General features: G+C 69.4%; 19 protein-coding genes and 2 pseudogenes. 8 read left to right on the top strand and 13 right to left on the bottom strand.

Annotated features, from left to right (window positions below):
* Positions 1–71: 71 nt before the first annotated feature.
* The 5 genes and pseudogenes from ACIOKD_RS36285 to ACIOKD_RS36265 all read right to left on the bottom strand — a co-directional run bounded on the left by ACIOKD_RS36285 (position 72) and on the right by ACIOKD_RS36265 (position 3,552).
* Positions 72–785, bottom strand: coding sequence for a DUF2255 family protein (locus ACIOKD_RS36285; protein ID WP_402092277.1), 714 nt, complete (start codon positions 783–785; stop codon positions 72–74).
* 55 nt (positions 786–840) lie between these two features.
* Positions 841–1,017: pseudogene (locus ACIOKD_RS36280) on the bottom strand (alcohol dehydrogenase); the annotation flags it as partial.
* 14 nt (positions 1,018–1,031) lie between these two features.
* On the bottom strand, positions 1,032–1,649 hold the full coding sequence (locus ACIOKD_RS36275) for an alcohol dehydrogenase catalytic domain-containing protein (RefSeq protein WP_402092276.1): 618 nt from the start codon (positions 1,647–1,649) through the stop codon (positions 1,032–1,034).
* Between the two features lie 35 nt (positions 1,650–1,684).
* On the bottom strand, positions 1,685–2,569 hold the full coding sequence (locus ACIOKD_RS36270) for an aldo/keto reductase (protein WP_402092364.1): 885 nt from the start codon (positions 2,567–2,569) through the stop codon (positions 1,685–1,687).
* The gene (locus ACIOKD_RS36265; protein ID WP_402092274.1) at positions 2,569–3,552 is read right to left on the bottom strand and encodes an MFS transporter; all 984 of its coding nucleotides are present in this window, start codon (positions 3,550–3,552) and stop codon (positions 2,569–2,571) included. The genes ACIOKD_RS36270 and ACIOKD_RS36265 overlap by 1 nt, the downstream gene beginning before the upstream one ends.
* 443 nt (positions 3,553–3,995) lie before the next feature.
* On the opposite strand from ACIOKD_RS36265, the gene ACIOKD_RS36260 reads away from it, so the two are divergent.
* From ACIOKD_RS36260 to ACIOKD_RS36250, 3 genes are all read left to right on the top strand, one after another.
* The gene (locus tag ACIOKD_RS36260) at positions 3,996–4,892 is read left to right on the top strand and encodes a helix-turn-helix transcriptional regulator (RefSeq protein WP_402092273.1); all 897 of its coding nucleotides are present in this window, start codon (positions 3,996–3,998) and stop codon (positions 4,890–4,892) included.
* 27 nt (positions 4,893–4,919) lie between these two features.
* Complete coding sequence (locus ACIOKD_RS36255; protein ID WP_402092272.1) at positions 4,920–5,939, top strand: aldo/keto reductase; 1,020 nt, start codon at positions 4,920–4,922, stop codon at positions 5,937–5,939.
* Between the two features lie 580 nt (positions 5,940–6,519).
* Positions 6,520–8,709, top strand: a complete 2,190-nt coding sequence (locus tag ACIOKD_RS36250; protein ID WP_402092271.1) for a hypothetical protein — start codon at positions 6,520–6,522, stop codon at positions 8,707–8,709.
* A 571-nt stretch (positions 8,710–9,280) separates the two neighbouring features.
* Here the strand turns inward: ACIOKD_RS36250 and ACIOKD_RS36245 are convergent.
* Entirely contained in the window at positions 9,281–10,399 is a 1,119-nt protein-coding gene (locus ACIOKD_RS36245; protein WP_402092270.1) for a fatty acid desaturase family protein, read from the bottom strand.
* A gap of 7 nt (positions 10,400–10,406) precedes the next feature.
* Positions 10,407–11,462 carry a ferredoxin reductase gene (locus ACIOKD_RS36240; RefSeq protein WP_402092269.1) on the bottom strand — a complete coding sequence of 352 codons (1,056 nt, stop codon included), beginning with the start codon at positions 11,460–11,462 and terminating at the stop codon, positions 10,407–10,409.
* 87 nt (positions 11,463–11,549) lie between these two features.
* Here ACIOKD_RS36240 and ACIOKD_RS36235 point away from each other — a divergent pair, with 87 nt between their 5' ends.
* From ACIOKD_RS36235 to ACIOKD_RS36225, 3 genes are all read left to right on the top strand, one after another.
* Complete coding sequence (locus ACIOKD_RS36235) at positions 11,550–12,689, top strand: PucR family transcriptional regulator (RefSeq protein WP_402092268.1); 1,140 nt, start codon at positions 11,550–11,552, stop codon at positions 12,687–12,689.
* Positions 12,690–12,862: 173 nt separating this feature from the next.
* Entirely contained in the window at positions 12,863–13,201 is a 339-nt protein-coding gene (locus tag ACIOKD_RS36230) for a thioredoxin family protein (protein WP_402092267.1), read from the top strand.
* 224 nt (positions 13,202–13,425) lie between these two features.
* On the top strand, positions 13,426–13,587 hold the full coding sequence (locus ACIOKD_RS36225; RefSeq protein ID WP_402092266.1) for a hypothetical protein: 162 nt from the start codon (positions 13,426–13,428) through the stop codon (positions 13,585–13,587).
* Positions 13,588–13,752: 165 nt separating this feature from the next.
* Here the strand turns inward: ACIOKD_RS36225 and ACIOKD_RS36220 are convergent, their stop codons facing one another.
* The 3 genes from ACIOKD_RS36220 to ACIOKD_RS36210 form a co-directional block, all read right to left on the bottom strand.
* Entirely contained in the window at positions 13,753–14,832 is a 1,080-nt protein-coding gene (locus ACIOKD_RS36220; RefSeq protein ID WP_402092264.1) for a lytic polysaccharide monooxygenase, read from the bottom strand.
* 115 nt (positions 14,833–14,947) lie between these two features.
* Positions 14,948–16,075, bottom strand: a complete 1,128-nt coding sequence (locus ACIOKD_RS36215) for a cellulose binding domain-containing protein (protein ID WP_402092263.1) — start codon at positions 16,073–16,075, stop codon at positions 14,948–14,950.
* A gap of 226 nt (positions 16,076–16,301) precedes the next feature.
* Positions 16,302–17,324, bottom strand: a complete 1,023-nt coding sequence (locus ACIOKD_RS36210; RefSeq protein WP_402092262.1) for a LacI family DNA-binding transcriptional regulator — start codon at positions 17,322–17,324, stop codon at positions 16,302–16,304.
* Between the two features lie 63 nt (positions 17,325–17,387).
* Here ACIOKD_RS36210 and ACIOKD_RS36205 point away from each other — a divergent pair, with 63 nt between their 5' ends.
* Positions 17,388–17,816, top strand: coding sequence for a putative quinol monooxygenase (locus ACIOKD_RS36205; RefSeq protein WP_402092260.1), 429 nt, complete (start codon positions 17,388–17,390; stop codon positions 17,814–17,816).
* Between the two features lie 373 nt (positions 17,817–18,189).
* Here the strand turns inward: ACIOKD_RS36205 and ACIOKD_RS36200 are convergent, their stop codons facing one another.
* Complete coding sequence (locus ACIOKD_RS36200) at positions 18,190–18,354, bottom strand: hypothetical protein (RefSeq protein WP_402092258.1); 165 nt, start codon at positions 18,352–18,354, stop codon at positions 18,190–18,192.
* Between the two features lie 95 nt (positions 18,355–18,449).
* Between ACIOKD_RS36200 and ACIOKD_RS36195 the strand changes: the two genes are divergently transcribed.
* Entirely contained in the window at positions 18,450–18,746 is a 297-nt protein-coding gene (locus ACIOKD_RS36195; protein ID WP_402092256.1) for a hypothetical protein, read from the top strand.
* A 442-nt stretch (positions 18,747–19,188) separates the two neighbouring features.
* On the opposite strand, the pseudogene ACIOKD_RS36190 reads toward ACIOKD_RS36195, so the two are convergent.
* Positions 19,189–20,023, bottom strand: a pseudogene (locus ACIOKD_RS36190) (SAM-dependent methyltransferase).
* Between the two features lie 875 nt (positions 20,024–20,898).
* Complete coding sequence (locus ACIOKD_RS36185) at positions 20,899–21,297, bottom strand: hypothetical protein (RefSeq protein WP_402092255.1); 399 nt, start codon at positions 21,295–21,297, stop codon at positions 20,899–20,901.
* Positions 21,298–21,429 lie beyond the last annotated feature (132 nt).

Raw genomic sequence — 21,429 nt, 5'->3', positions numbered from 1 at the left:
CCACTGGTATTCAGCGGCTCTGTGAGCTGGAGTGACGGCCTGCTGCCCGCACGCGCGGGCGGTCGGCGGGGTCAGCGAGGTTCAAGGCGCAGCGTGGCGGCGCGGGCTGCTGCGGTCAGGACGTGCTCGACGATGCTGGTGTAGCGGCCGTACTTGGCCCGGTAGGCCGCGTCGATGTCGGCGTGATCGCCGGGGTCGGCGTCGTGGAAGGTGACGTCGGCCCGGACGCCGCCGGCCGCCACTCGGCCCCGTTGCCGGGAGCGGGTACCCCGGTACCAGGGGCCGTCGACGCCTTTGACCGAGCGGACGTAGAGCCGGTCACCGGCCCGTACGACCCACATGGTCACGGGGGAGCGGAGGGTGCCGTCGCCGCGCTCGGACTGAAGGACCAGTTCTTCCGCCGTGCCGATGCCGGCCAGGTCGGAGTCTCTCCAGGTGGTCATGGTTCTCACCTTCCATGGACGGGGGAGTGCGGGCATCCGCTGGACGCCTGGCTGAGGAGGCTCGGGGATCAAGCCGCTGTCGTCCGGCAAGAGGGATTTGGCCTGTCGCGCCTTCAGATCGGCGGAGGCCGAGCCGTCGACCACGAACCGGTTCCGGACGTACGAGGGGCTGACCCGCTCGTAGACGCTGTTGCTCTCCTGCGCGCTCATCAGCTCGATGTCCGCCGTCACCTGGTGCTCGGCGGCGAAGTCGGGCATCTCCTGGGTCTCGGAGATGCCGCCGAACAGCGACCCCACATAGGACCGCCCGTGCCGGCAGAGCGTGAAGACGTCCACGGGCATCGTCTCCCGTCGTCACGCCGACGTTCACCGTCGTGCCCTGCAGGCGGAGCATGCCGAGGTGGTCGGGCAGGGACACCGGGGCGCTGACCGTGTCGGGAATGAGGTCGCCGGCATTGGCCTGCTCGGTGAACGCGGTGTCGTCGCCGGTCACGGCGTAGTGATCGGCCCCGACGGACGCGGCGGCCTCGCGCTTGCTCTCCGACTGGGACAGCACGGTCACGTCGGCGCCCATGACCTTGGCCGTCTTCACGCCGAAGTGGCCGAGGCCGCCGAAGTGGCCGAGGCCGACCACCGTGACCTTGGTCCCGGGCCCGGCGCCGAACCGCTTGAGCGGGCGTAGACGGTGATGCCTGCGCACAGCAGCGGCGCGGCGGCAGCCGGGTCGTAGATCCCGGACACGCAAACCACGAAGTCCTCGGGGGCGACGATCCCCGCGGAGCAGCCGCCCTGGGTGTGGGCGCAGGGCTCGGCAAGGTCGGGGCTGCCGGGGACGAGGGCGTGGCCCTTGAGACAGTTCCGCTCCTGTCCGGCACGGCAGTTCTCGCACTCGCGACAGGAGTTGACCACGCAGCCGATGCCGACCAGGTCGGCCACAAGGCCGGCGACCAGGTTGCCGACCTGGTGACGGGTGACCTCGGAGCCGGTCTCGGTGACGCGGCCGACGAGCTCGTGACCGGGCACGAGCGGGCCGACCGGGAGCGCGCCGAAAGAGCCGTCGACGACGTTGGTGTCGGAGTGGCGGAGGCCGCGGTGCAGGATGTCGAGCCGGACGTCGTCGGGGCCGACGTCGCGGCGCTCGATGGTGACGGGAGCGGACGGTTGGCCGGCCTCGTGGGCGCCGAACGCGCGGACGGTGGTGGACACTGTGTCCTTTCTCGCAGGTCGTACGGGGTGGGGCGTCAGGCTTCGGGGATGTCGCGGCCGAAGTCGGCGAGGGTGACGGCCTCGGGTTCGGGACCGCCGCGGCGGCCGGTCTCCAGCGCGTCCAGGGCGGCCATCTCATCCGCGGCGAGCTCGAAGTCGAAGACGTCGATGTTCTCGGCGATGCGGTGGCGCTTGGTGGACTTCGGAATGACCGAGCGGCCCTGCTGGAGTCCCCAGCGCAGGAGCACCTGGGCGGGGCTCTTGCCGTGCGCGGCGGCGACACGGGTGACGGCCGGGTCTTCCAGGATGCTCTTGCGGTGCTCGCCGTAGCCCGGGTAGAAGGTGATGCCGCCGATGGGGGACCACGCCTGGTTGAGGATGCCGTGGGCGTCGTCGAAGTCGAGGACGGCGCGCTGCTGGAAGTAGGGGTGGATCTCCAGTTGGTTGACGGCGGGGACGACATCGGTGGCGTCGAGCAGAGCGCTGAGGTGGTCGACCATGAAGTTGCTGACGCCGATCGCGCGGACCTTGCCGTCGGCCAGGAGCTTTTCCAAGGCACGGTAGGCGCCGAGGGTCCGGTCGAAGTCGGACGGCAGCGCCTGATGCAGGATCAGCAGGTCGATGCGGTCGAGGCCGAGCTTGGCGGCGCTCTTGTCGAAGCCGTGCAGGGTCTCGTCGTAGCCGTAGTCGCTGATCCAGATCTTCGTCTCCACGAAGATCTCGTCGCGCGCGACGCCGGAGTCGCGCAGGGCCCTGCCGACCTCGCGCTCGTTGCCATAGGCGGCGGCGGTATCGATGTGCCGGTAGCCCAGCTCCAGTGCGGCCGTGACCGCGGCGATCGTCTCGTCGGGCGGGGTCTGGAAGACACCGAGTCCGAGGGCGGGCATCTCGACGCCGTTGTTGAGGGCGAGGGTCTGCATCACAGGGTCCTTTCCTTGCGGGATGCCCGTGAGGGCAGGATGAGGATGAAAACGGTCACGATGGCCAGGGCGAGCAAGACGGCGGAGCCCGTCAGCGCGGTACTGGAGCGGGCCGCGATGGCGGTCGCCCCGTGGCCGGTGGGGACGGTCGCGGCCACGGCCACGGCGGTCAGGATGCTCAATGCCGGCGCGCTGCCGATGAGGCGCACGGTGTTGACCAGGCCCGAGCCGGCCCCCGCGTCCTCGGGAGCGACACCGTCGACGCCGCTGGAGGTCATTGGGGTCGGCGCCCGGCCCAGACCGGCGCCGATCACGACCATCGGCAGGGCCACACCCGTCAGGTAGGGCGCGTGGAGGTCGAGCCGACTGAGCCGGGCCATGCCGACCGTCGTCAGCATGACTTCCGTGGCGAGTAGCGGCGGCCTGCCGAACCTCTCCAGCAGCCGGGGCACCCGGACCGCGAAGACGAAGTCGGCCAGCGTCATCGGCAGGAAGGACAGCCCGGCCCGCAGAGGCGTCCACCGGTAGACGCTCTGCACGAACTGCGCGGTGAAAAGGAACCACGTCATCGCGCTCATGTAGAGCATCCGGGTGACGTAGGCGCCTGACCGCTCGCGGCTCGCGAACAGCCGTAGCGGCACGATCGGCTGCACAGCCCGCCGCTCCACCCGGACGAACAGGACCGGCATCACCGCGTGCGCCGCGAGCGGTAGCTGGGTGGCAGGTGCCGTCCAGCGGTGGTCTGCCGCGAGCGGGAGCAGGGTGGCCGTGCCGTCCAGCCGTGGTCTGCCGCGTTCACGATGCCCAGGACCAGCGCGATCGAGCCCAGAGTCGCCAGAAGCGCACCCCACACGTCGAAACACGTCGAAGCGGCCCCGTCGGCGGGCGGTCTCGGGCAGGAAGCGCACCGCCGGCACCATCAGCACGACGGCGACCGGACCGGCAGAGGCGTCGCCGCTTTCGTGGGTGGCTGCTGGGCGCACGGTCCTCCCTCGCATCGATCGGGATTGCGGCCCGGCCCCGGGCCGCCAGTCTCTGGCTTCTCCCAGGTAACGGCACCTCGACGGGGCAGTGGGAGTCACTGCTCTTCCAGGTACTGGCAGTACCTCGCAGGGCCGTCCGGGCCGACCTACCGTGGAGGAGCAGGCACACCCACGCAGGCCGATCGAGAGGAGTCCGCCGTGCGCCCGTACCCGACGTCAGGCCTGTACTCGATGTCAGGCCCGTACCCGACGTCAGGTCCATACCCGACGTCAGGCCCGGCCCGGCGGCCGGCGCTGCCGGCTCGCCCCGAGCCGGGTTTCCGTTTCCGGAACGCTCGGCCGGGTGGTACTCGGGCGACGTCCGCGAGGAGGACCCTCCGTGACGGCTCGCGCCGGGCGTTGTCGGCCGAGGGCGGGACCGACGAGGACACCAGGAACAGCGCATGACCGACAGCACGAAGAAGAACGCGGCCGCCGAGGTGCAGGATTTCCTGAGCACCCGGCGCGCGCGGCTCACCCCGCAGCAGGCGGGCCTCCCGGTCTACGGCGGGAAGCGGCGCGTAGCAGGGCTGCGCCGGGAGGAGGTCGCCCTGCTCGCGGGCATGAGCGTGGACTACTACGTCCGCCTGGAACGCGGCAACCTCTCCGGTGCCTCGGACTCGGTGCTCGAAGCGCTCGCGCACGCCCTGCGGCTCGACGAGGCCGAGCGCACGCACCTCTACGACCTGGCCCGCGCGGCCACACCGTCCGGCCGACGGCCCACGGCGACCTCGTCGCGGGTACGGCCGACCATCATGCGCCTGCTCGACTCCATGGCCGACGTGCCGGCCTACGTCCGCAACGCACGCTTCGACATCGTGGCCGCCAACACACTGGGCCGTGCCCTGTACGCGCCGGTCTACGACTCGCCGCTGTTCGCGCATCGTGGGCCGGTCAACAGCGCCCGTTTCATGTTCCTGGACCCGGCCAGTCAGGAGTTCTGGGTCGACTGGGACAAGGGGGCCGACGACGCCGTCGCCTTCCTGCGCACGGAGACGGGCCGCTCGCCGCACGACAAGGCGCTGACCGACCTGATCGGTGAACTGACCACGCGCAGCGACGAGTTCGCCCGACGCTGGGCGAGGCACGAGGTGAAATTCCACCGCTCCGGGTTGAAGAACCTGCGTCACCCGCTCGTCGGCGATCTCGCGCTGCCCTACGAGGCCATGGAACTGCCGTCCGATCCCGGCCTGCGCCTGAACTTCTACACCCCCGAACCGGACTCTCCCGAGCGCGAGGCCCTCGGCCTCCTTGCCAGCTGGGCGAGCACCGGCACCGCAGTCCCCACCTCGAACGACTGACCGCACACGATCTGAGGAGACCGTTCCATGCGATACCGACCGCTCGGCCGTACCGGCGTCCAGGTCAGCCCGCTCTGCCTGGGCGCGATGATGTTCGGCCCGTGGGGCAACGAGGACGAGGCCGACTCGATCCGGATCATCCACCGCGCCCTTGACGCGGGCGTCAACTTCGTCGACACCGCCGACGTGTACTCCGCCGGCGTCTCCGAGGAGATCGTCGGCAAGGCGCTCCAGGGCCGCCGCGAGGACGTCTTCCTGGCGACCAAGTTCTTCATGCCGATGGACCCCCACGACCCCAACCAGCGCGGCGGCTCGCGCCGCTGGATCTTCCGCGCGGTCGAGAACTCCCTGCGGCGGCTCGGCACCGACCACATCGACCTCTACCAGGTTCACCGCCCCAGCCCCGACACGGACGTCGCCGAGACCCTCGGCGCCCTCACCGACCTCGTCCGCCAGGGCAAGGTCCGCTATATCGGCTCCTCGTCCTACTCCGGCTCGCAGATCGTCGAGGCCCAGTGGAGCTCGCGGGAGCGGCACCTGGAACGGTTTGTCACCGAGCAGCCGCCGTACTCGATCCTGGTCCGCGGCATCGAGGAGGACGTGCTGCCCGCCGTGCGTCGCCATGGCATGGGCACCCTCACCTACAGCCCGCTCTCCGGAGGGTGGCTCTCCGGCCGCTACCGGAAGAACGGTACGGAAGGTCCCGCCTCCGCTGCCCGCCCCTCAGCCCGGTTCGATATGGGCACCTCCGCCAACCAGCGCAAGCTCGACGCCGTCGAACAGCTCGCCGTCCTGGCGGAGAAGGCCGGCCTCACCCTGATCGAGCTGGCCGTCGCCTTCGTCATCAACCACCCGGGCGTCACCTCGGCGATCATCGGGCCTCGCACCATGGAGCAACTGGAGGCGTTCCTGCCTGCCGCCGACATCACCCTGTCCTCGGACGTCCTCGACGCCATCGATGAGATCGTCGCCCCAGGAGTCACGGTCAACCCCGTCGACAACAGTTACGGAGACTTCGAGCTGCGAGCTGACCAGCGACGCCGCTGAGGGGACTTCGGCCGCCCGGCCGGCCCGGTCCGCGGAACTGGGGTCACCGTGACGCCGTACCGGCCGAGTGCATCTGCCGGGCACCCTCCGGGTGCGATGACCGGCCGACACAACGGCCCGGTGTTCCGCCCGGGCCGCAGGGATCGCGATGTGGCCCGGTCGCATCTTCGGAACCCTCCTGCTGCAACGCGGCGGCCCTCAGCACGCCGTTCGCCGCGTTCTGCCGGCGAGCTGGTGTACGCCTCCGGAGTGGGACCGCCCCCCAGCAGCGCCTGCGTCGCGTGAACTACCGCTCCCGCGTGGTCAGTGAGAGCGCAAGCCGAGGACCACGAAGCCACGGATGCGTCGAAACCCTCCCTGGTCAGAGGTCTGCGCTAACGTCCTGTCAGTTCTGTTTCGGTCTGTTCTGGTCTGTTCCGGCGGTCGCTCCCTTTCGCCGGGCCCGTTCCTGGTGGATGGCGGCTTCCCTGCTGTCCGCCGTGACACAGCAGAGCGTGTCGAGGGTGCAGGTGTGGTCACAGGGTTGGAACGCGCGAAAACTCCTGTGCGTTTGTTCGCACGCCTCTGCGATCATCCCTGAATGGCGCACGATTTCGATTCACTGGTCATCCGGCACACGCACCGTCTTTCCTCCCCCAAGGGCTCCAAGGGCTCCAAGGGCTCCGATGGTCAAGGAGCCGCCGCCGCGCGGCAGTTCGACGTGGCGCTGGCGTCTGTCGGATTCAAGCTCTCGGCTCAGCTGATGGAGCGGTTGTCGGGGTTGTCCGGGGCTGCGGTCGTGCACACTGCCAGGCGGACGCTGCGTACGGTGAACGAGATGGTGGGCGACCATGTCCAACACAACACGTACTTCATCGACTTCCCGGCGAACGTGCCGGACACCGAAGAGTTCTGGATGCGGTGTGTCACGCAGGCCCTCGCCGATGACACGTCGCGCGAGAAGGTATTGACGCAGCTGGCACATGGGGTACTGGATCTGCTCAGCCTCCCTGCGTACGGCCGCTACCAGCACACCTACGAGGAGATGCTCGCCGCGCAGGACGAGCTGATCACCTCGGCGGGGGACCGGTTGACCGTCCTGCACCTCGGCCGGGAGCTGGACGACGAACTCACCGACCTCTACCTGTCGTTGGCGGCCTCAACGACGCCCCTGGGCGAGGAGCATCTGAGCGACCTCGGAATGCTCGCCGAGCGGTGCGCGCTCGGCCCCCAGCCCGAGTCGATCCCGGTCCGGGAGAACCGGGCGGCCGTCAACGCCGCCCGTCTCGCGGTCGGTGCCGACCTCCTGCTGGACACCGTCACCGATGTGCTTCGGCTGGCCTGCGCGCTGTCGGGCGGCGACGTGACATTGCAGGAGCCGACCCGGTTCCGGGCTCTGTCGCGGCCGGTCCGCCGAGCGCTGCTCGCAGGCCTCGACACCGTCATCGCGGCGAACCCTGCCAAGCTGGCCGATGTACACGCCCACCGCGAGCCGTTCAAGCGGCTCGGTGAGCGGCTGCACCCGCACGAGTACCCGCGCCGGCCGCACGCCGCCGAGGTGTTCGCCGTGGCGCGCGGCGAGAAGGAGGCGCGGTCCTTCGACAGCCGCCTTGAGAAGCGGCTCGACGAGTTCGACGTCCTCGGCGCGGTGCGGCTGCTGCAGTCCGCCCCCGGCAAGCTGTTCCGCGCCCTGGACCGACTGCTGCGTATCGCCGCCGACCAGGGGGAGCGGGACGCGGTGGTGGCCGCCGCGGTGCGGGTGGCTCCCGAGGTCTCCGGCCGGGTCGTGCTCGCGGTCCGCGAGCACCTCCACAACCGGGCGCGGGAGACCGGCGAACCGCGCATCTTCGTCAACCGCAAGGGCCGGGCCTGGGCGGCCCCCGACGTTCGGCCGCCCGTCCCGGCCTCCGACCGCGACCGTCTGATCGCCGCCCTCGACGCCGAACTGCGCCGTCGGCTCCCGCGACCGGTCCGGATCCTGCTCGACCCCGATGTCCTCGATGTGGCGCTCCCGCTCAGCGGAAGGGCGACCGCAACAGGGCTCGGCGTACTGCCGCGTGGATCGCTCTCACCGGTCGACGGCGAGCAGCTGCGGTTCTTCGTGTACTGGAAAGAGACCGAGAAGCGGACCGACTACGACCTCTCGGCCCTGCTCCTCAATGCCGATTACAGCACCGACTCCTGGCTCTCCTACACATCCCTCACGGCTGCCGGGGCCGAGCACTCGGGCGATGTCACCGAGGCGCCTCACGGGGCCTCGGAATTCATCAACCTGTCACTGGAGCGGGTACGCAGCACCTTTGTCGTTCCGCAGGTCAACATCTTCGCCGGCGAGGGCTTCGAGGAGGTCGAGGAGTCGTTCTTCGGTTTCATGGTCCGTGACCGTGAGCAGAAGGGCCGGCCGTTCGAGCCGCGCACAGTGCGGATGAAGTCGCAGCTGCGTGGGGTGGGCCGGGTGGCGCTGCCGCTGGTGTTCCGCCGGGAGGACGACGGCCGGTGGCGCGCGAAGTGGCTGCACCTGTACTTGAAGGGCATCTCCTCGGCCAACCGGGTCGAGGAGAACCAGGTGTCGGTGGCCAAGGTGGTACGAGCCCTCGTGGAGCGTGAGCAGTTGACGGTGTGGTACCTGGTGGGCCTGATGTCCGGCGACTCCACGGTGGTGGACCTGTGGAACGGCGGGTCGGTCCCGGACGAGCCCGTGCTGTACATCGGGCTCGAACGTCCTGAGGGCCTGCACCCGGACTCGACGGTCATCACCCTCGAAAACCTGCGCGACTTGATCCCGGGCTGAGTGCTAGCGTTCATCACGGCGAGGCCATGAAAGGGCTTCCTTCTCAATTTCCTGCATCGAAAACAAGTTCTTTCGCTTTCCTCGCCGTCAGATCGCTTCGGGTGGTGCCCGCGCTCAGCACGCGGACACCACCCGAACCGTTTTCAGGGCCTGCTCCACATGAACGAAGCCGCCGGGCTCGTGCCCCGCCGTGCGTACACCGCTACTCGGCCTGCGTCGACGGAGGCCCGGGCCCATGACCCGTCCCCCTTCGGCTCACCCCGCACCCCGGCAGCGGCGCAGGGCCGGACACAGGGGCGCCGAGCGTCGGTCCCGGCAGTGTCCGCGTCACCGCCCGTGCCTTCAGCTCGGCCCGCAGGTCGGCGCACTGCAACGCCTTGCCCGGGGCTGTGTGCTGAGCCCCGGGCGCACAGACTGACAGCAGCACAGCAGCACAGCAGCACAGCCGGAGACTGGCTGCCGGGTCCCGTGTCGTACGGTCTGACGTCGCGGTCGCCCACCGTCCGCGACGGATCTCACCGAACCCGGCGGTGCCGCCGGTAAGGTCGAGAGACCTGAACCCATATGGGAATCAGGCGGCGACGAGATCCTGCTCGCGGTCCGGCGTTTTGGCCTTGGGCTTCTTGTTCGGCAGCGAGAGCCGGAAGACCTTGTGCCACGCGGAGAACACCTGCTTGGGCAGCGGTCCGGTGACGTACTCCAGCTCGTACTTCTCGAACAGCGCGCGCACCTTCACCGCGACCTCGGCGTACCGGTTGCTGGGCAGGTCCGGGAAGAGGTGGTGCTCGATCTGGTGGGAGAGGTTGCCGGTCATGAAGTGCATGGCCTTGCTGCCGCTGATGTTCGCCGAGCCCATCATCTGGCGCAGGTACCACTGGCCGCGCGTCTCGTTCTTGATCGACCGGCGCTCGAAGACCTGCACGCCCTCGGGGAAGTGACCGCACATGATCACTGAGTGGGTCCAGATGTTGCGGACCAGGTTCGCGGTGAACGTGGCGGCGAGGGTGGTGAGGAACGACGGGCCCGACAGCAGTGGGTGGATCACGTAGTCCTTGAGCACCTGCTTGCGGATCTTGCGGCCCACGGCCCTGGCCCGCGCGCGGAACTCCGGGTTCTTGCGGCGGCGCTTCTGCAGGTTCTTGCCGAGCTCCAGGTCGTACGCTGCGATGCCGTACTCGAAGAAGCAGGCGTTGATGAAGTTCCACAGCGGCTGGCCGAGGTGGAACGGGTGCCACCTCTGGTCCTCGTCGACGCGCATGATGCCGTAGCCGAGGTCGTTGTCCTTGCCGATCACGTTGGTGTACGTGTGATGCAGTTCGTTGTGCGAGTGCTTCCACTGCTCGGACGGTGAGACGTGATCCCACTCCCAGGTGGTGGAGTGGATCTTCGGGTCCCGCATCCAGTCCCACTGGCCGTGCAGGATGTTGTGGCCGATCTCCATGTTGTCCATGATCTTCGCCACGGACAGTCCGGCGGTGCCGAGCAGCCACGCGGGCGGGAAGAACGAGAACAGCAGCACGCCCCTGCTGACCAGCTCAAGTTTGCGCTGCGCCGAGATGACCTTACGGATGTAGGCGGCGTCCTTCTCGCCGCGGCCGGCGATCACCTCGTCGCGGATCGCGTCCAGCTCGCGGCCGAGCTCCTCGATCTGCTCCGCGGTCAGGTGGGCGGTGGGGTCGGTGGCGGTCAAGGTGCTCCTACCGTTCGATGTCGCAGGGGCCCGCCGCGGCGGACACGCAGGTCTGGATGAGGACGCCCGGCTCGGCCTCGGTGATCTCGCCGGTGCGCAGGTCGCGGACGGCGCCCGCCTTGAGCGGCGTGACGCAGCCGAAGCAGATGCCCATGCGGCACCCGGACGGCATGAGCACGCCGGCCTCCTCGCCGATGTCCAGCAACGGCGTGGCACCGTCCGCGTCGACGGTCTTGCCGGTGACGCTGAACGTGACCTCACCACCGTCGCCGGCGACGACGATGCCGGGGCGGAAGCGTTCGGTGTGCAGGCGTTCTTGGACGCCGTGCTCGTTCCAGTGCTCCTCGGCGGCGTCGAGCAGGCCCGCCGGCCCACAGGCCCAGGCCTCGCGCTCGGCCCAGTCGGGCACGAGTTCGCCGAGGCGGGCGATGTCGAGCTTGCCGTCGGTGTCGGTGTGCACCTCGGTGAGCCGCAGCTTCTTGTCCGCGACCAGGTCGTGCAGTTCGTCGCGGAAGATCACGTCTTGCGGCTGGGGTGCGCAGTGGACCATGACGACGTCGTCGAACTCCGTGTCGCGCAGCATGCCCATCACGGGAGTGATGCCGCTGCCGGCCGTCAGGTAGAGCACCTTGGCGGGCTTGGCCCGCGGCAGCACGAAGTCACCGGTCGGCTGGTCGAGCTGGATCAGCGTGCCCGGTTTCGCCCTGCGGACCAGGTGGTTGCTGACCTTGCCGTCCGGGATCGCCTTCACGGTGATCGTGACGCGGCCGTCCCGGCGGTTTGTCGGCGAGGTGATGGAGTAGGCACGCCACAGGCGCACCCCGTCGACGTCGACCCCGATCCGCACGTACTGACCGGCTGTGTGCCCGCGCCAGCCCCGTCCCGGTCTGATCACTACAGTCGCGGCGTCACCCGTCTCGGGGTGCACGGCCTCGATGCGCCCACGCAGGTCGGCGCCCGCACGCAGCGGGCTGACCAGGTCGAGGTAATCCGACGGCAGCAGCGGCGTCGTGACCGTCTCCAGGAGTTTCCACGCCCTGCTGCGGAGGGCTGAACTTGTCATGACTCCAGCTTGCTGCGCCTCAAGGCGTAAAGTCCTGACCGCAGGATGTGAATCTGGTCGGTTGAATTGTTCGCAGGGAACAAAAACATGAGCCATGCTATCCAGAGGGCCAGCGAACTGGCCCTGGACGAGACGACGGTCACCGCACTGCGGGCCGCGCTGAGGACCACCGCCGACGAGGTCGTCGAGGCGATCATCGACGAGGTCCCTCCCTACGCCAACGCTCTTTCGGGCCGCATGGGTGTCACCATCCGCCGAGCCGTCCGCACCGCCCTGGGACACTACCTGGACCTCGCGAGCGGGAACGCCACGGGTGGCGACGCCGGTGACGCGGCCTACGAGCTGGGCCGCGGCGAGGTGCGTGACGGCCGTTCGATGGACGCCCTGCTCAGTGCCTACCGCGTCGGTGCCCGCGTGGCCTGGCGTGGCCTGGCGGCGGGCGCCGTACCCGCGGGTCTGCCCGCCGCCGAGGTCGCCAAGTTCGCCGAACTGACCTTCGCCTACATCGACGAGCTCTCCGCCGCGAGCGCCGCGGGCCACGCCGACGAACTGGCCGCCCGGGGCAGGGCCCACGAGCGGCAGCTGGAACACCTGGCCCGTGACCTTCTCGCCGGCGCGAGCCCGGACGTGCTGCTGGCCTCCGCGCAGCGGGCAGGGTGGCAGCCTCCGGTTTCGCTGACCGCGGTCCTGCTGCCCGCCGCCCAGGCCCGGCCCGCCTACCGCGCACTCGACCCGAGCACCCTCGTGCTCGACGATCTGCCGGACGCCACCGGTGTGCTGCTCGTCCCCGACGCCGACCGATCACATCTCCTGCGGCAACTGACCGACCGCACCGCCGTGGTCGGCCCGGCCCGGCCGTGGACTCGTGCGTCCGCCTCGTACGCACGAGCCGTACGCGCGCGCTCCCTCTCCTGCGATATCCGCGACACCGAGGACCACCTGCCCGAGCTGGTGCTGAGCGCCGACGCGGACGCGTTCGCGGACCTGCGTGCCCGAGCCCTCGCACCGTTGCGGACCGTGCCTGCCGCGACCGCACGGCGGCTGGAGGAGACGTTGCGGGCGTGGCTGCTGCACCAGGGCAGGCGGGACGAGGTGGCGGCGGCGTTGTTCGTCCATCCCCAGACGGTCCGGTACCGGATGTCGCAGCTGCGGGAGCTGTTTCCGGATCTCGCATCACCACACCGGGTCCTTGAACTGACGCTGGCGGTCGGTCTTCAGGCCAGCTGACGTGGTTGATGTGAAGACCGGACAAGGCCTCGGGTAGCCCGTCGGGGCGCTGTCTCTGAGAAGCGCGGTGGCGGACACGGCTCGACCGGTGCGGTGGACGATGCGCACCGGCCCGGCACACCGCGCGAGGGATGATGGGGATGAAATGACGGAACGTGAGGTCAGGAGCTTCCATGGCGCAGCGGGTTCACCGGCCCCGCGAGGACGCGGAGTTCGATTTCATCCTCGGGATGAGCGGAGTTCCGGTCCTCGCATACTTCACCGGGACATGGCCCAAGGCGATCGAGCCCTGCCGGGTGATGGACCTCGTCGTGGGTGGCATCGCCGACGACTACGCGGGCCGCCTGACGGCCGTCCGCGCCGACATCACGCGTTGTCCGGCCGCAACCGAGCGATACGGGATCACCGGTGCCCCGTCCCACGTCCTGCTGAAGGAGGGGGAGCCGGTGGCGCAGGGCACGGGGCCCATGACCATCGCCGAGGTACGGAAGTTCCTGGACGCCCACCTCTGAGAGGCCGCTGCGGCACATGGCCGCGACGCCCGGCACCGAGGGCCTCAGGGCGGCAGCATCGAACGCTTCCGGTCCCTCGGCATCGGCGGCACCTCCATCCTGGGTGAACGTCCTCGCCCGTACGGCCCGGAACCTGATCGCCACCACCCTGGTCCTCGTGCTCGCCTTCATGATCGGCTTCTGCCCCTCGGTCGGCCCGGTGGCCGGCTCGGCGTGGGCTCGGCGTGATCGGTCTCCTGGCTGCCTACGTCGCGGCGCTCTCCTGGCTGTCCGCCGTGGTGGGCCTGTTCGGCGAGTCCCCTCAGGTACCGGGGACCAAGGCGGCGATCGCCATGCCGTTGCTCGTCCGCGGTGCGGGAAGGTCGCTGGATCCGGGGTGCGGGTGAGCCGCGTGGCCGTGGAGTGCCAGGGGAAGTCGGCGCTTTCCAGGTCTCATGTCTCATGTCTCATGCGAGCACGTGCCGACCTCTGCCGGGACCTGCTCCTTCTGAGCGGTGCCACATGCCCTCGGCGCGACGGGCCGGGCGATCACCGACCGCCCGGCCCGTGCGTCACGGGTTCACACAACCGATGGTGCCGACGGGGAGGTCGTTGCCCGTTGAGGTGGCTGTGAACCCCAGCGTGGTGCTGCCGTCGGCAGCCACGGTGCGGTTGTGGTCGGCATTGCGGACCGTGACCGTGCCGTCCGAGGCCGTGGTCATCGAACCGTTCCACACGCTGTTGACCTTCGTGCCGGTGCCGGGCTTCCACCGGACCGCCCAGCCGTCCAGTGGCTGCGTCCCGTGGTTCATGACCTGCACGGAGCCCTGGAAGCCCCCGCTCCAGGAGTTGACCACTTCGTAGACGGCCATGCAGGAGCCGGTGTGTGTCGGGTCAGGGGTGGGAGACGTCGGCTCGGGAGTCGGCGTGCTGCCGTCGCCCCGGATGCCGGTGACTTCGCCGTTGCCGCCGTCGAACACGACATCGGAGCAGGAGAAGAAGTTCTCCTGGCTGTCCGAACGGACCCACTGTATGAAGATCACCGCATTACCGGAACGCCCCGCGGGCAGCCCGAGGTCCCAGTGGTAATGGCCGCCGTTGCTTCCGGCCGAGCCCTGCTGGGGCGGATTGGTGACCGTCTGGATCAGATCCAGATCACCCCAGCCCAGCGAAGAGGTCGGCGACCAGCCGGGCTTGGAGAGGTAGACCCGGAAGTCGCCCGGGTGCGCGGCCCAGTTGCTGTACTTGACCCGCATCGTGGCCCCGGACGTCAGGTGCGTCCGCGGCCAGTCCGCACGGGCCGTGTTGTAGGCGGAGAAGTCGTACGGCGACCGGTCGCCGGCACTGCACAGCTTGCCGTCCGGAACGTAACCCGCGCCGCGTCCACCGGCGTTGGAGTCCAGCACGGCGAACCAGTTGTACAGCGCCGTGGCACCGCTCTGGTTGAGGGCGGCACGGCACGCCGGGTTGGTCGGGTCGAGGGCGCCGGTGCCGGTGATGGCGTCCAGCTGGCAGAGGTAGGTACGCGAGCCCGGCATCATGGCCACGCCGTGAGCCTCGGCCTCGTCCTGGCCGAGCAGGGTCAGACCGAGGGCGCCCAGGAGGGTGGCCATCACTGCCCCGAGGGAGACGAGTCTTGTGCGTAGTGACATGGGTAATGACATGGATTCTCCTGTCCTTGATCGAACGCTGTGAATGCCCGCAACTGTCCGAGCTGGTCGAGCTGGCTGGGCTGGCTTGGTAAATGACGGCTGCGACCGCCGGGTGTCACGCGGTGGTGCAGGCGGTGCCGTTCAGCGTGAACCCAGCCGGTTTCGCGAAGTCGCCGGTGTACGTGCCCTGGAAGCCGAATGACTGGCTGCCCCCGGCGGTGATCTGCCTGGTGTGGGCGAGCGGACGCGCGGTCACCGCTCCCGAGTCCGGAGCGACGGTGGCGTTCCAGGCGCTGGTGATCCGCTGTCCGGAGGGCTGGGTGAAGTCCAGCTGCCAGTCGTCGACCGGAGCAGAGCCGTTGTTGCCGACGGTGACGTTCGTGGTGAAGCCGCCGGACCAGACATTGGTGGTGTAGGACACGGTGCATGCCGCCGGACCGGTGGGGTCGCCTGGCGTGCTGCCGCCTGTGGAGACGGTGGAGGAGAAGGAGTTCACAGCCAGCCCCGTGCCGCCCTGCCAGGGTTCGAAGCCCGCTTGGACGCTCGTCAGGTACCAGTCGGACCGGGCGAGGCCGCGGGCGACCGCCTGGTCGACGAAGTCCATGACGTCGAAGCTCCAACTGCTGACCGCAGACGGGGCGACGAAGGACAGCACGTCGTTGCCGCCGTTGTTACCGCTCCACACCTCCCAGGTACGGCCGCCCACGGAGGCCGTACCGACCAGCGAACCGATCGGTTGGATCGGGCCCACCCGGTTGAACCAGATCATGATCTCTGTCTGGTTCACGCCGTCGGTGCGGGGCGTCGGGTCCAGCCAGATGTCGTACGAGGCGTTGTAGACGGCATCGTTGACATAGCCGTACGAGATGCTGCTGGGGGCGGTCGAGACGGTGTCGATCCTCGCCGGGAGGTTGGTTCCAGGCGAGCACCTGGTGTAGTGGCAGCCGTTGAAGAGCGAGGGGTACGACTTCGGGGCTCCGTTTGTCGGTACCGAACCGTCGGCCTGGGTGATCCGGAAGCCGGGGTCGCTCACGCTGATGCACTGGGTGGCGCCGGTGCCCCAGCGGTTGTTCTGGACGACATAGCGGTTCTGGATCGTGGTCGTTCCGTACTGCTCGCAGATCGTGGTGTCCGCGTGGGCCGGTGCCGTCACGGACAGCAGCATCGCGATGGAGGTGAGAGCCGTGAGGAGCGTTGCCAACCGGCGACGCCGAGCGTGGGTGTGACGCGGTATCGGTCGCATGGGGGGCCTCTCGGGGAGGTGCGAATGACCGGGCCGAGGGGAGCGTGATCATTCCATCCGTGGATGGGAGCGCTCCCAATCTGTTGTTGAGACAGGACTGTAGAAGTCGTGCATGCCCCTGACAACCCCGTATGCGTCGAGGGCTCGGAGCGATCTCGAAACCACCAGCTCATTACGCTGATCCGCCGGACCGGAGGGTGACTGGGAGCGCTCCCGAAACATTCGGTCAGGTCGAGGCGCGCTCCACCAGCTCCGTACGCAGGATCACGTGACGCCAGGCACCGGAGGAGTCCCGCATCACGTCGAACAGCAACTGGACCATGGTGCGGCCCATCTCCTCCATGGGCTGGCGGACGGTCGTCAGCCGGGGCTCGGTGTGCTGGGCCAGCGGGAAGTCGTCGAAGCCGATCACGGCGACGTCCTCCGGCACCCGGCGCCCCGCCGCGCGCAGCGCCTCCAGCGCGCCCGCGGCCATCGTGTCCGAGGCGGCGAGCACGGCGTCCACCTCCGGCGCCCGGGCGAGGAGTTCGGTGGTCGCGCGGCGTCCGCTCTCCTGCGTGAAGTCACCCTCGACGATCCAGGACGGCCTGATCTCGACGCCCGCGCGCTCAAGACCCTCACGGTAACCACGCAGCCGGCTCTGGGCGACGTACATGTCCGGCGGTCCGGTGACGGTCCCGACGGCCGTGCGACCTGTACGTATGAGGTGCGCGACCGCGCCCCGGGCCCCGCCCACGTTGTCCGCGTCGACGTAGGTGACGGCTTCGTCGCCGGAGCGGCGCCCCAGCAGGACGGTGGGCAGGCCCGCTTCGGACAGCATGTCGGGCAACGGGTCCTTGGCGTGGACGGACATCAGCAGGACACCGTCGAGGCGGCCGCCGCGTGCGTACTCGACGAAGTGCTGCCGCTCGACGTCCGTACGGACCAGGGTGAGCAGGAGTTGCACGCCGGTGTCGGCCAACGCGTCGCCGACGGCACCGACGACCGCGGAGAAGAAGGGCTCACCGAACTGCCGCCAGTCCGGTTCCGTCATGACCAGTGCGACGGCGTCGGCACGCCGTCCGGCCAGGGAACGGGCGGCCAAGTTGGGTACGTACCCCAATTCCGCGATGGCGCGTTCCACGGCTGTGCGGGTCGAATGCCTGACGCCCGCCGCGTTGTTGATGACCCGGGAGACGGTCCCCCGCCCGACTCCGGCGAGCGCTGCCACTTCCTCCAGCGTCGGCGTGCCGGGGCGCTGTCTGCCCATGTCGACCTCCCCCACGAGATCACCCGATAGTACGGCTACGGCCGCGCCGATCGATGGGTCTCGGTGAAGCGGTCCGGCCATGACGCATCCGAGCCGAATCGGACCGGTCCACCGACGGGCAGCCGGCCGATCCGGCTGCGCAGCCAGGCCGAGGCAAACGAGGCGCTGGCGGTGCTCCAGGGCGACCAGCCGATCAGGACCGGTGAGGTCGTTGCCGTGTCCACGATGGAGCCCAGGAACGGACGGCGCGAGGACCTCCTTGAGGTACTGGCCGAGCTCGCTCAGCAGATCCGCGCCGAACCGGGGTGCCTGCACTACTCGGTGCGCCGACCGCGCGGCGATGTTGACGGACCGCTGCTGGTCATCCAGAAGTTCGCTTCGATCGAGGCGTTCACGGAGTACAGCGCGAGGGTGGCGGACCAGATTCCGCGGATCGCCACCCTCCTCGCCACGCCCCCCATGCCGCCGAACCTGTTCGAACCGGTCCCGTAGTCCGCTCTCATCAAGAGCGTCGCCAACGGCGAGAAGAACCACGTTTGTTGACGCCACCCCAAGTAGAGGGCGAAGCCCCAGGCGCGCAGCACGCCTGGGGCTTCGCCGGCGACACAGCGGCACGGTCTGCTTGTCCGGCGATTCGGCTGCTGCGCGAGCTCGGCGCGCTGGAGCAGGCCGAGCCCCGCGAGGGCGACGAAGCAGCCGTACGGGACGAACTCAACAGGCGGGTCGGCTTGTACGCGCGGAAGGGATGTCGACGTCTGGCTCGCCCCCGCCTTCGCCGCGCACCGCGGGCACTACGCGGATCCGGCCGTCCGCGCAGCCGCCGCCGATCTGCTGCCGGTGCGTCTGCTCGCCCACGCCGCGCTGCTCACCGAACTCGGGCGCTTTGTGCGGGCGCCGGCGTCGACCAGCCGACGTCGGCCAACTGGCGTTCGCGGCCCGGCTCGCCGCCGTCGACTCCGAGGCCACCGGCGACCTCGCCGCGTTCCTCGCCCGCTCCCGGTCCGGGCGGTCCGGGCAGAGCTGGTCTCACCCTCCGCAATGTTCCGGCCCTCCCCGATCCCATCGGGTTTTACCGCCAGGCCGGACGTAGGCTGAGTCAACTATCAACCGGAGGAGCGTCACAGCATGGAACCGATTGTCGACAGGCCGACGCCGCAGGTCACCGTCACAGACATCCGTACCCTTTTGGACTCTTCCGCTGAGCTCCCCGTTCTGTACATCAACTACGGTCCCGGCGACGGGGGCACCGAAGCGGAGTTGGACGTGTGGGCCGCAGGCCTGATCGACCAGCCCGACATCGTCCTCACCCATGCGACCGCTCTGGACCTGCTCGGCCAGGAACCCAATAGCGAGGCCATCGCTGCCTTTCTGCCGAAGTTGCAGAAAGCCGTGGACCAGATGATCTCGGTCCGAGGCATGTGAAGCAGATCTGCTGAGCGGGGGGCCGTCTCATCCGGTGTCCGATGACAACGGACTTGGCCGCCGGCCACCCAAGTTGGACCACTTCAGGCGCCGGAGCTACTTGCCTGGATCGTGCCGTGCCTTTTCACTGCCCCCGTCGTGGCGTGCTTCTCGCCGCGCGGAGCGCCGTAAGAGCATCGTGGGCCTGATCACCAGGTATACGACCGAGAACACCACGCAGCGAGGAGCCAGCTCGGAGCCCCAGGCCCTGTCCGTCAGAAGGGTCGTGACGGCTCCCGCCGCAATGCCGAGGACAACCGGCGCCGCCACCCACCGCCACCATCGCCTCATACCTGGCGAATACCCCAAGCGGACGGTCGTACTTCGATGACAATCGGTGCAACTGTCCAGTGACAGTGCACCTTGACCGATTGCCACTGAAGTTTGACCGCCTGGAGGCGCTCTACCGGCGGACCGCCGAGATCAGTCCGCCGGGCCGCTCTCGCGCTGCGGAGGGGTGCTGATCGGACGGCCGTAGGCGGCAGCGCGCTCGCGCAGGGTGTAGCTGTCGGTCTCCCAGCCGTGCCCGGCCATCCAGCCCACCGGGGCGTCGGGCATCTCCGAGACCCACCTGGACGCCGCCGATGCCGGCTCGGCGTCCGCGCCGAAGCGCTCGATCACGCCGCGCGGGCCCAATGTCAGCCCCGTCTGGCTGCCCGCCGCCGACTGCGCGCTGATCCGGGCCAGCAGTAGCTTCACCGCGTCCTCGGGCAGATAGGTCAGCCGTCCTTCGGCGATCCACGCGGTCGGCACCGCCGGGTCGTGCCCTGCGGCGGCCGGCGCGCCTGGCCAGTCCTCACGCAGATCCACCGCGACGGTGATCCGCTCGCAGCGTGCGACGGCCCGCTCCTGGCGCAGCACCGAAGCCTTGAAGTCCAGCGCAGTGGCGGTGTCGACCTCGAACAGCAGGGTGCCCTCGGGCCAGTCCATCCGGAACACCCGGCTGTCCATGCCGGCGCAGAGCAGCACGACCTGCCGGAGACTGGAGACCGGAGAACGGAGACCAGACGCGTGGGCCTGCTGCAACAGGTCGTCGAGGAACTTCGTCCTGATGACGATGGAGAACGACACGGCCAGTCGGCGGAGTCGCGCGGCCTCGTCATCGGGCAGCGGCGGCGATGAGGGCCATAGATCGCCGGCGGTGGCGAAGCCCTGTGCCAGTGGGTCGCGGAACAGCGCGTCCCCCGCCCGGTCTCCAGCGCCCGCACCCTGGCCACCCCCACCGCCGTGGCCCACACTCCCGATGACTCCTCCCGCTCCTGCGCATCAGGACGGTGCCCATGAGCGGAAGATCACGAACGGTCAGCCCGTCACCGTCGTCGAGTACGAGCTGTCGGCGCACCCAGCACACGAACCTTCCCTCGCAGTGTGTCCGTCCACGGCGCATCGATGTCCTCCGGCCGAGCGGCGAAGTCAAGGAGGCGGCAACCGCAAATCTGCCGCTCGCACCGGCCAGTTGCCTCTGGTGCAGCACGTCCTCCTGGTCGCGCTGCACAGCCTGCGCTTACGGCTCGGAAGGCAGCGCAGTATTCGCACGACCCGGACGGCCCCACGAGATGCCGCACGGGTGGCACGGCCGGCCTCACCTGGCAGCAGACAGCCGCTGGCCTCCGAGACGGTTGCGCGGTCGCGGCTGCAGCAGCCGGTCTGCTGTCAGGATCGGTGCCGCCGCGAGCAGGCTCGCAGCGTGCAATGCACCTGGCGCCCGCCCGCCTTCCTCGACGACGTCGCGCAGGAGATCGAAGCGGACTGGCGGCAGGAGAAGGCCGCCCCACCGGTGCAGCGACGCCGCCGCGGCAGACGCCGCGCCACGATCAAGGCTGTCCGCCGCCCCGATGACACCTCCGGGCGTCGTTATGCTCTGGCGCTGGGTCGTCGCACGCCCACGCGCCTGGATCATGTACGCCCGCCGCACGCACGCGGCTACGACATGTACGCGACTACGACACGCACGCGACTACGAACGGCTCATTCGGCACAAGGAAGAGCGGAGGGGTGGGCGCTCCGAACAACGCGTCGGCTGGGGATCGGGGTGCTTCCCCGTATACCCGTACAAGCAGCCGCGGAGGCTACTCGCCGTGGAGCATCGGCGGGCCGGCCGCGAACCGGGCGGTCAGAAGCAGTCCTCGATGTTCTGGGAGACGCCGGGAACCGGTTGCATGTCCCCGCCGCCCCGTACGTACACGGCGCTGATCCAGCCGCGCGGGCCGCCCGCGTCCACGTGCACCCACCAGTCGTTGACGTGACCGGAACCCCGCACCACGTCACCTTGGTTCTGGCAGTACGCGGTGACGTGCATCCGGCTGATCCGCACGCGATCGTACGGCTCGCATTCGTAGCCGGCGCACGAGCGCATGTGCACGTTCGTCGCCCACACGTACACCTGGGTGGTCTCCGGCTCGGCGTGCGCCGGAACCGTGGTGAGCAGGGAAAGGACGGCTCCCGTCGCCGCCGCGCAAGCCAGGGCGGCCCGGCGCAGCCGGGATGGAGGGGAGGGGCTGGTGATCGGCATGGGAGCCTCGGCTTTCCGTGCTGGGGAGACGGTGTTGTGCGTTGGACGCCGTCGGCGGCGCTCTCGTATGAGCGGACTGCGGGAAGCGTCCGGTGGTGCCGCGGCGCCGCCGAGGAGGGCAGGCCGGCCGGA

The sequence above is a fragment of the Streptomyces sp. NPDC087844 genome (genome assembly GCF_044742785.1).
GTDB lineage: Bacteria > Actinomycetota > Actinomycetes > Streptomycetales > Streptomycetaceae > Streptomyces.
This window is presented reverse-complemented; position numbering and strand designations above follow the sequence as displayed.

Coding starts and splice junctions, on each gene's coding strand:
- ACIOKD_RS36285 (WP_402092277.1), bottom strand. CDS start 785: ATGCCCGTGGACGTCTTCACGCTCTGCCGGCACGGGCGGTCCTATGTG.
- ACIOKD_RS36270 (WP_402092364.1), bottom strand. CDS start 2,569: ATGCAGACCCTCGCCCTCAACAACGGCGTCGAGATGCCCGCCCTCGGA.
- ACIOKD_RS36260 (WP_402092273.1), top strand. CDS start 3,996: ATGACCGACAGCACGAAGAAGAACGCGGCCGCCGAGGTGCAGGATTTC.
- ACIOKD_RS36255 (WP_402092272.1), top strand. CDS start 4,920: ATGCGATACCGACCGCTCGGCCGTACCGGCGTCCAGGTCAGCCCGCTC.
- ACIOKD_RS36250 (WP_402092271.1), top strand. CDS start 6,520: ATGGCGCACGATTTCGATTCACTGGTCATCCGGCACACGCACCGTCTT.
- ACIOKD_RS36240 (WP_402092269.1), bottom strand. CDS start 11,462: ATGACAAGTTCAGCCCTCCGCAGCAGGGCGTGGAAACTCCTGGAGACG.
- ACIOKD_RS36235 (WP_402092268.1), top strand. CDS start 11,550: ATGAGCCATGCTATCCAGAGGGCCAGCGAACTGGCCCTGGACGAGACG.
- ACIOKD_RS36230 (WP_402092267.1), top strand. CDS start 12,863: ATGGCGCAGCGGGTTCACCGGCCCCGCGAGGACGCGGAGTTCGATTTC.
- ACIOKD_RS36220 (WP_402092264.1), bottom strand. CDS start 14,832: ATGTCACTACGCACAAGACTCGTCTCCCTCGGGGCAGTGATGGCCACC.
- ACIOKD_RS36215 (WP_402092263.1), bottom strand. CDS start 16,075: ATGCGACCGATACCGCGTCACACCCACGCTCGGCGTCGCCGGTTGGCA.
- ACIOKD_RS36210 (WP_402092262.1), bottom strand. CDS start 17,324: ATGGGCAGACAGCGCCCCGGCACGCCGACGCTGGAGGAAGTGGCAGCG.
- ACIOKD_RS36195 (WP_402092256.1), top strand. CDS start 18,450: ATGGAACCGATTGTCGACAGGCCGACGCCGCAGGTCACCGTCACAGAC.
- ACIOKD_RS36185 (WP_402092255.1), bottom strand. CDS start 21,297: ATGCCGATCACCAGCCCCTCCCCTCCATCCCGGCTGCGCCGGGCCGCC.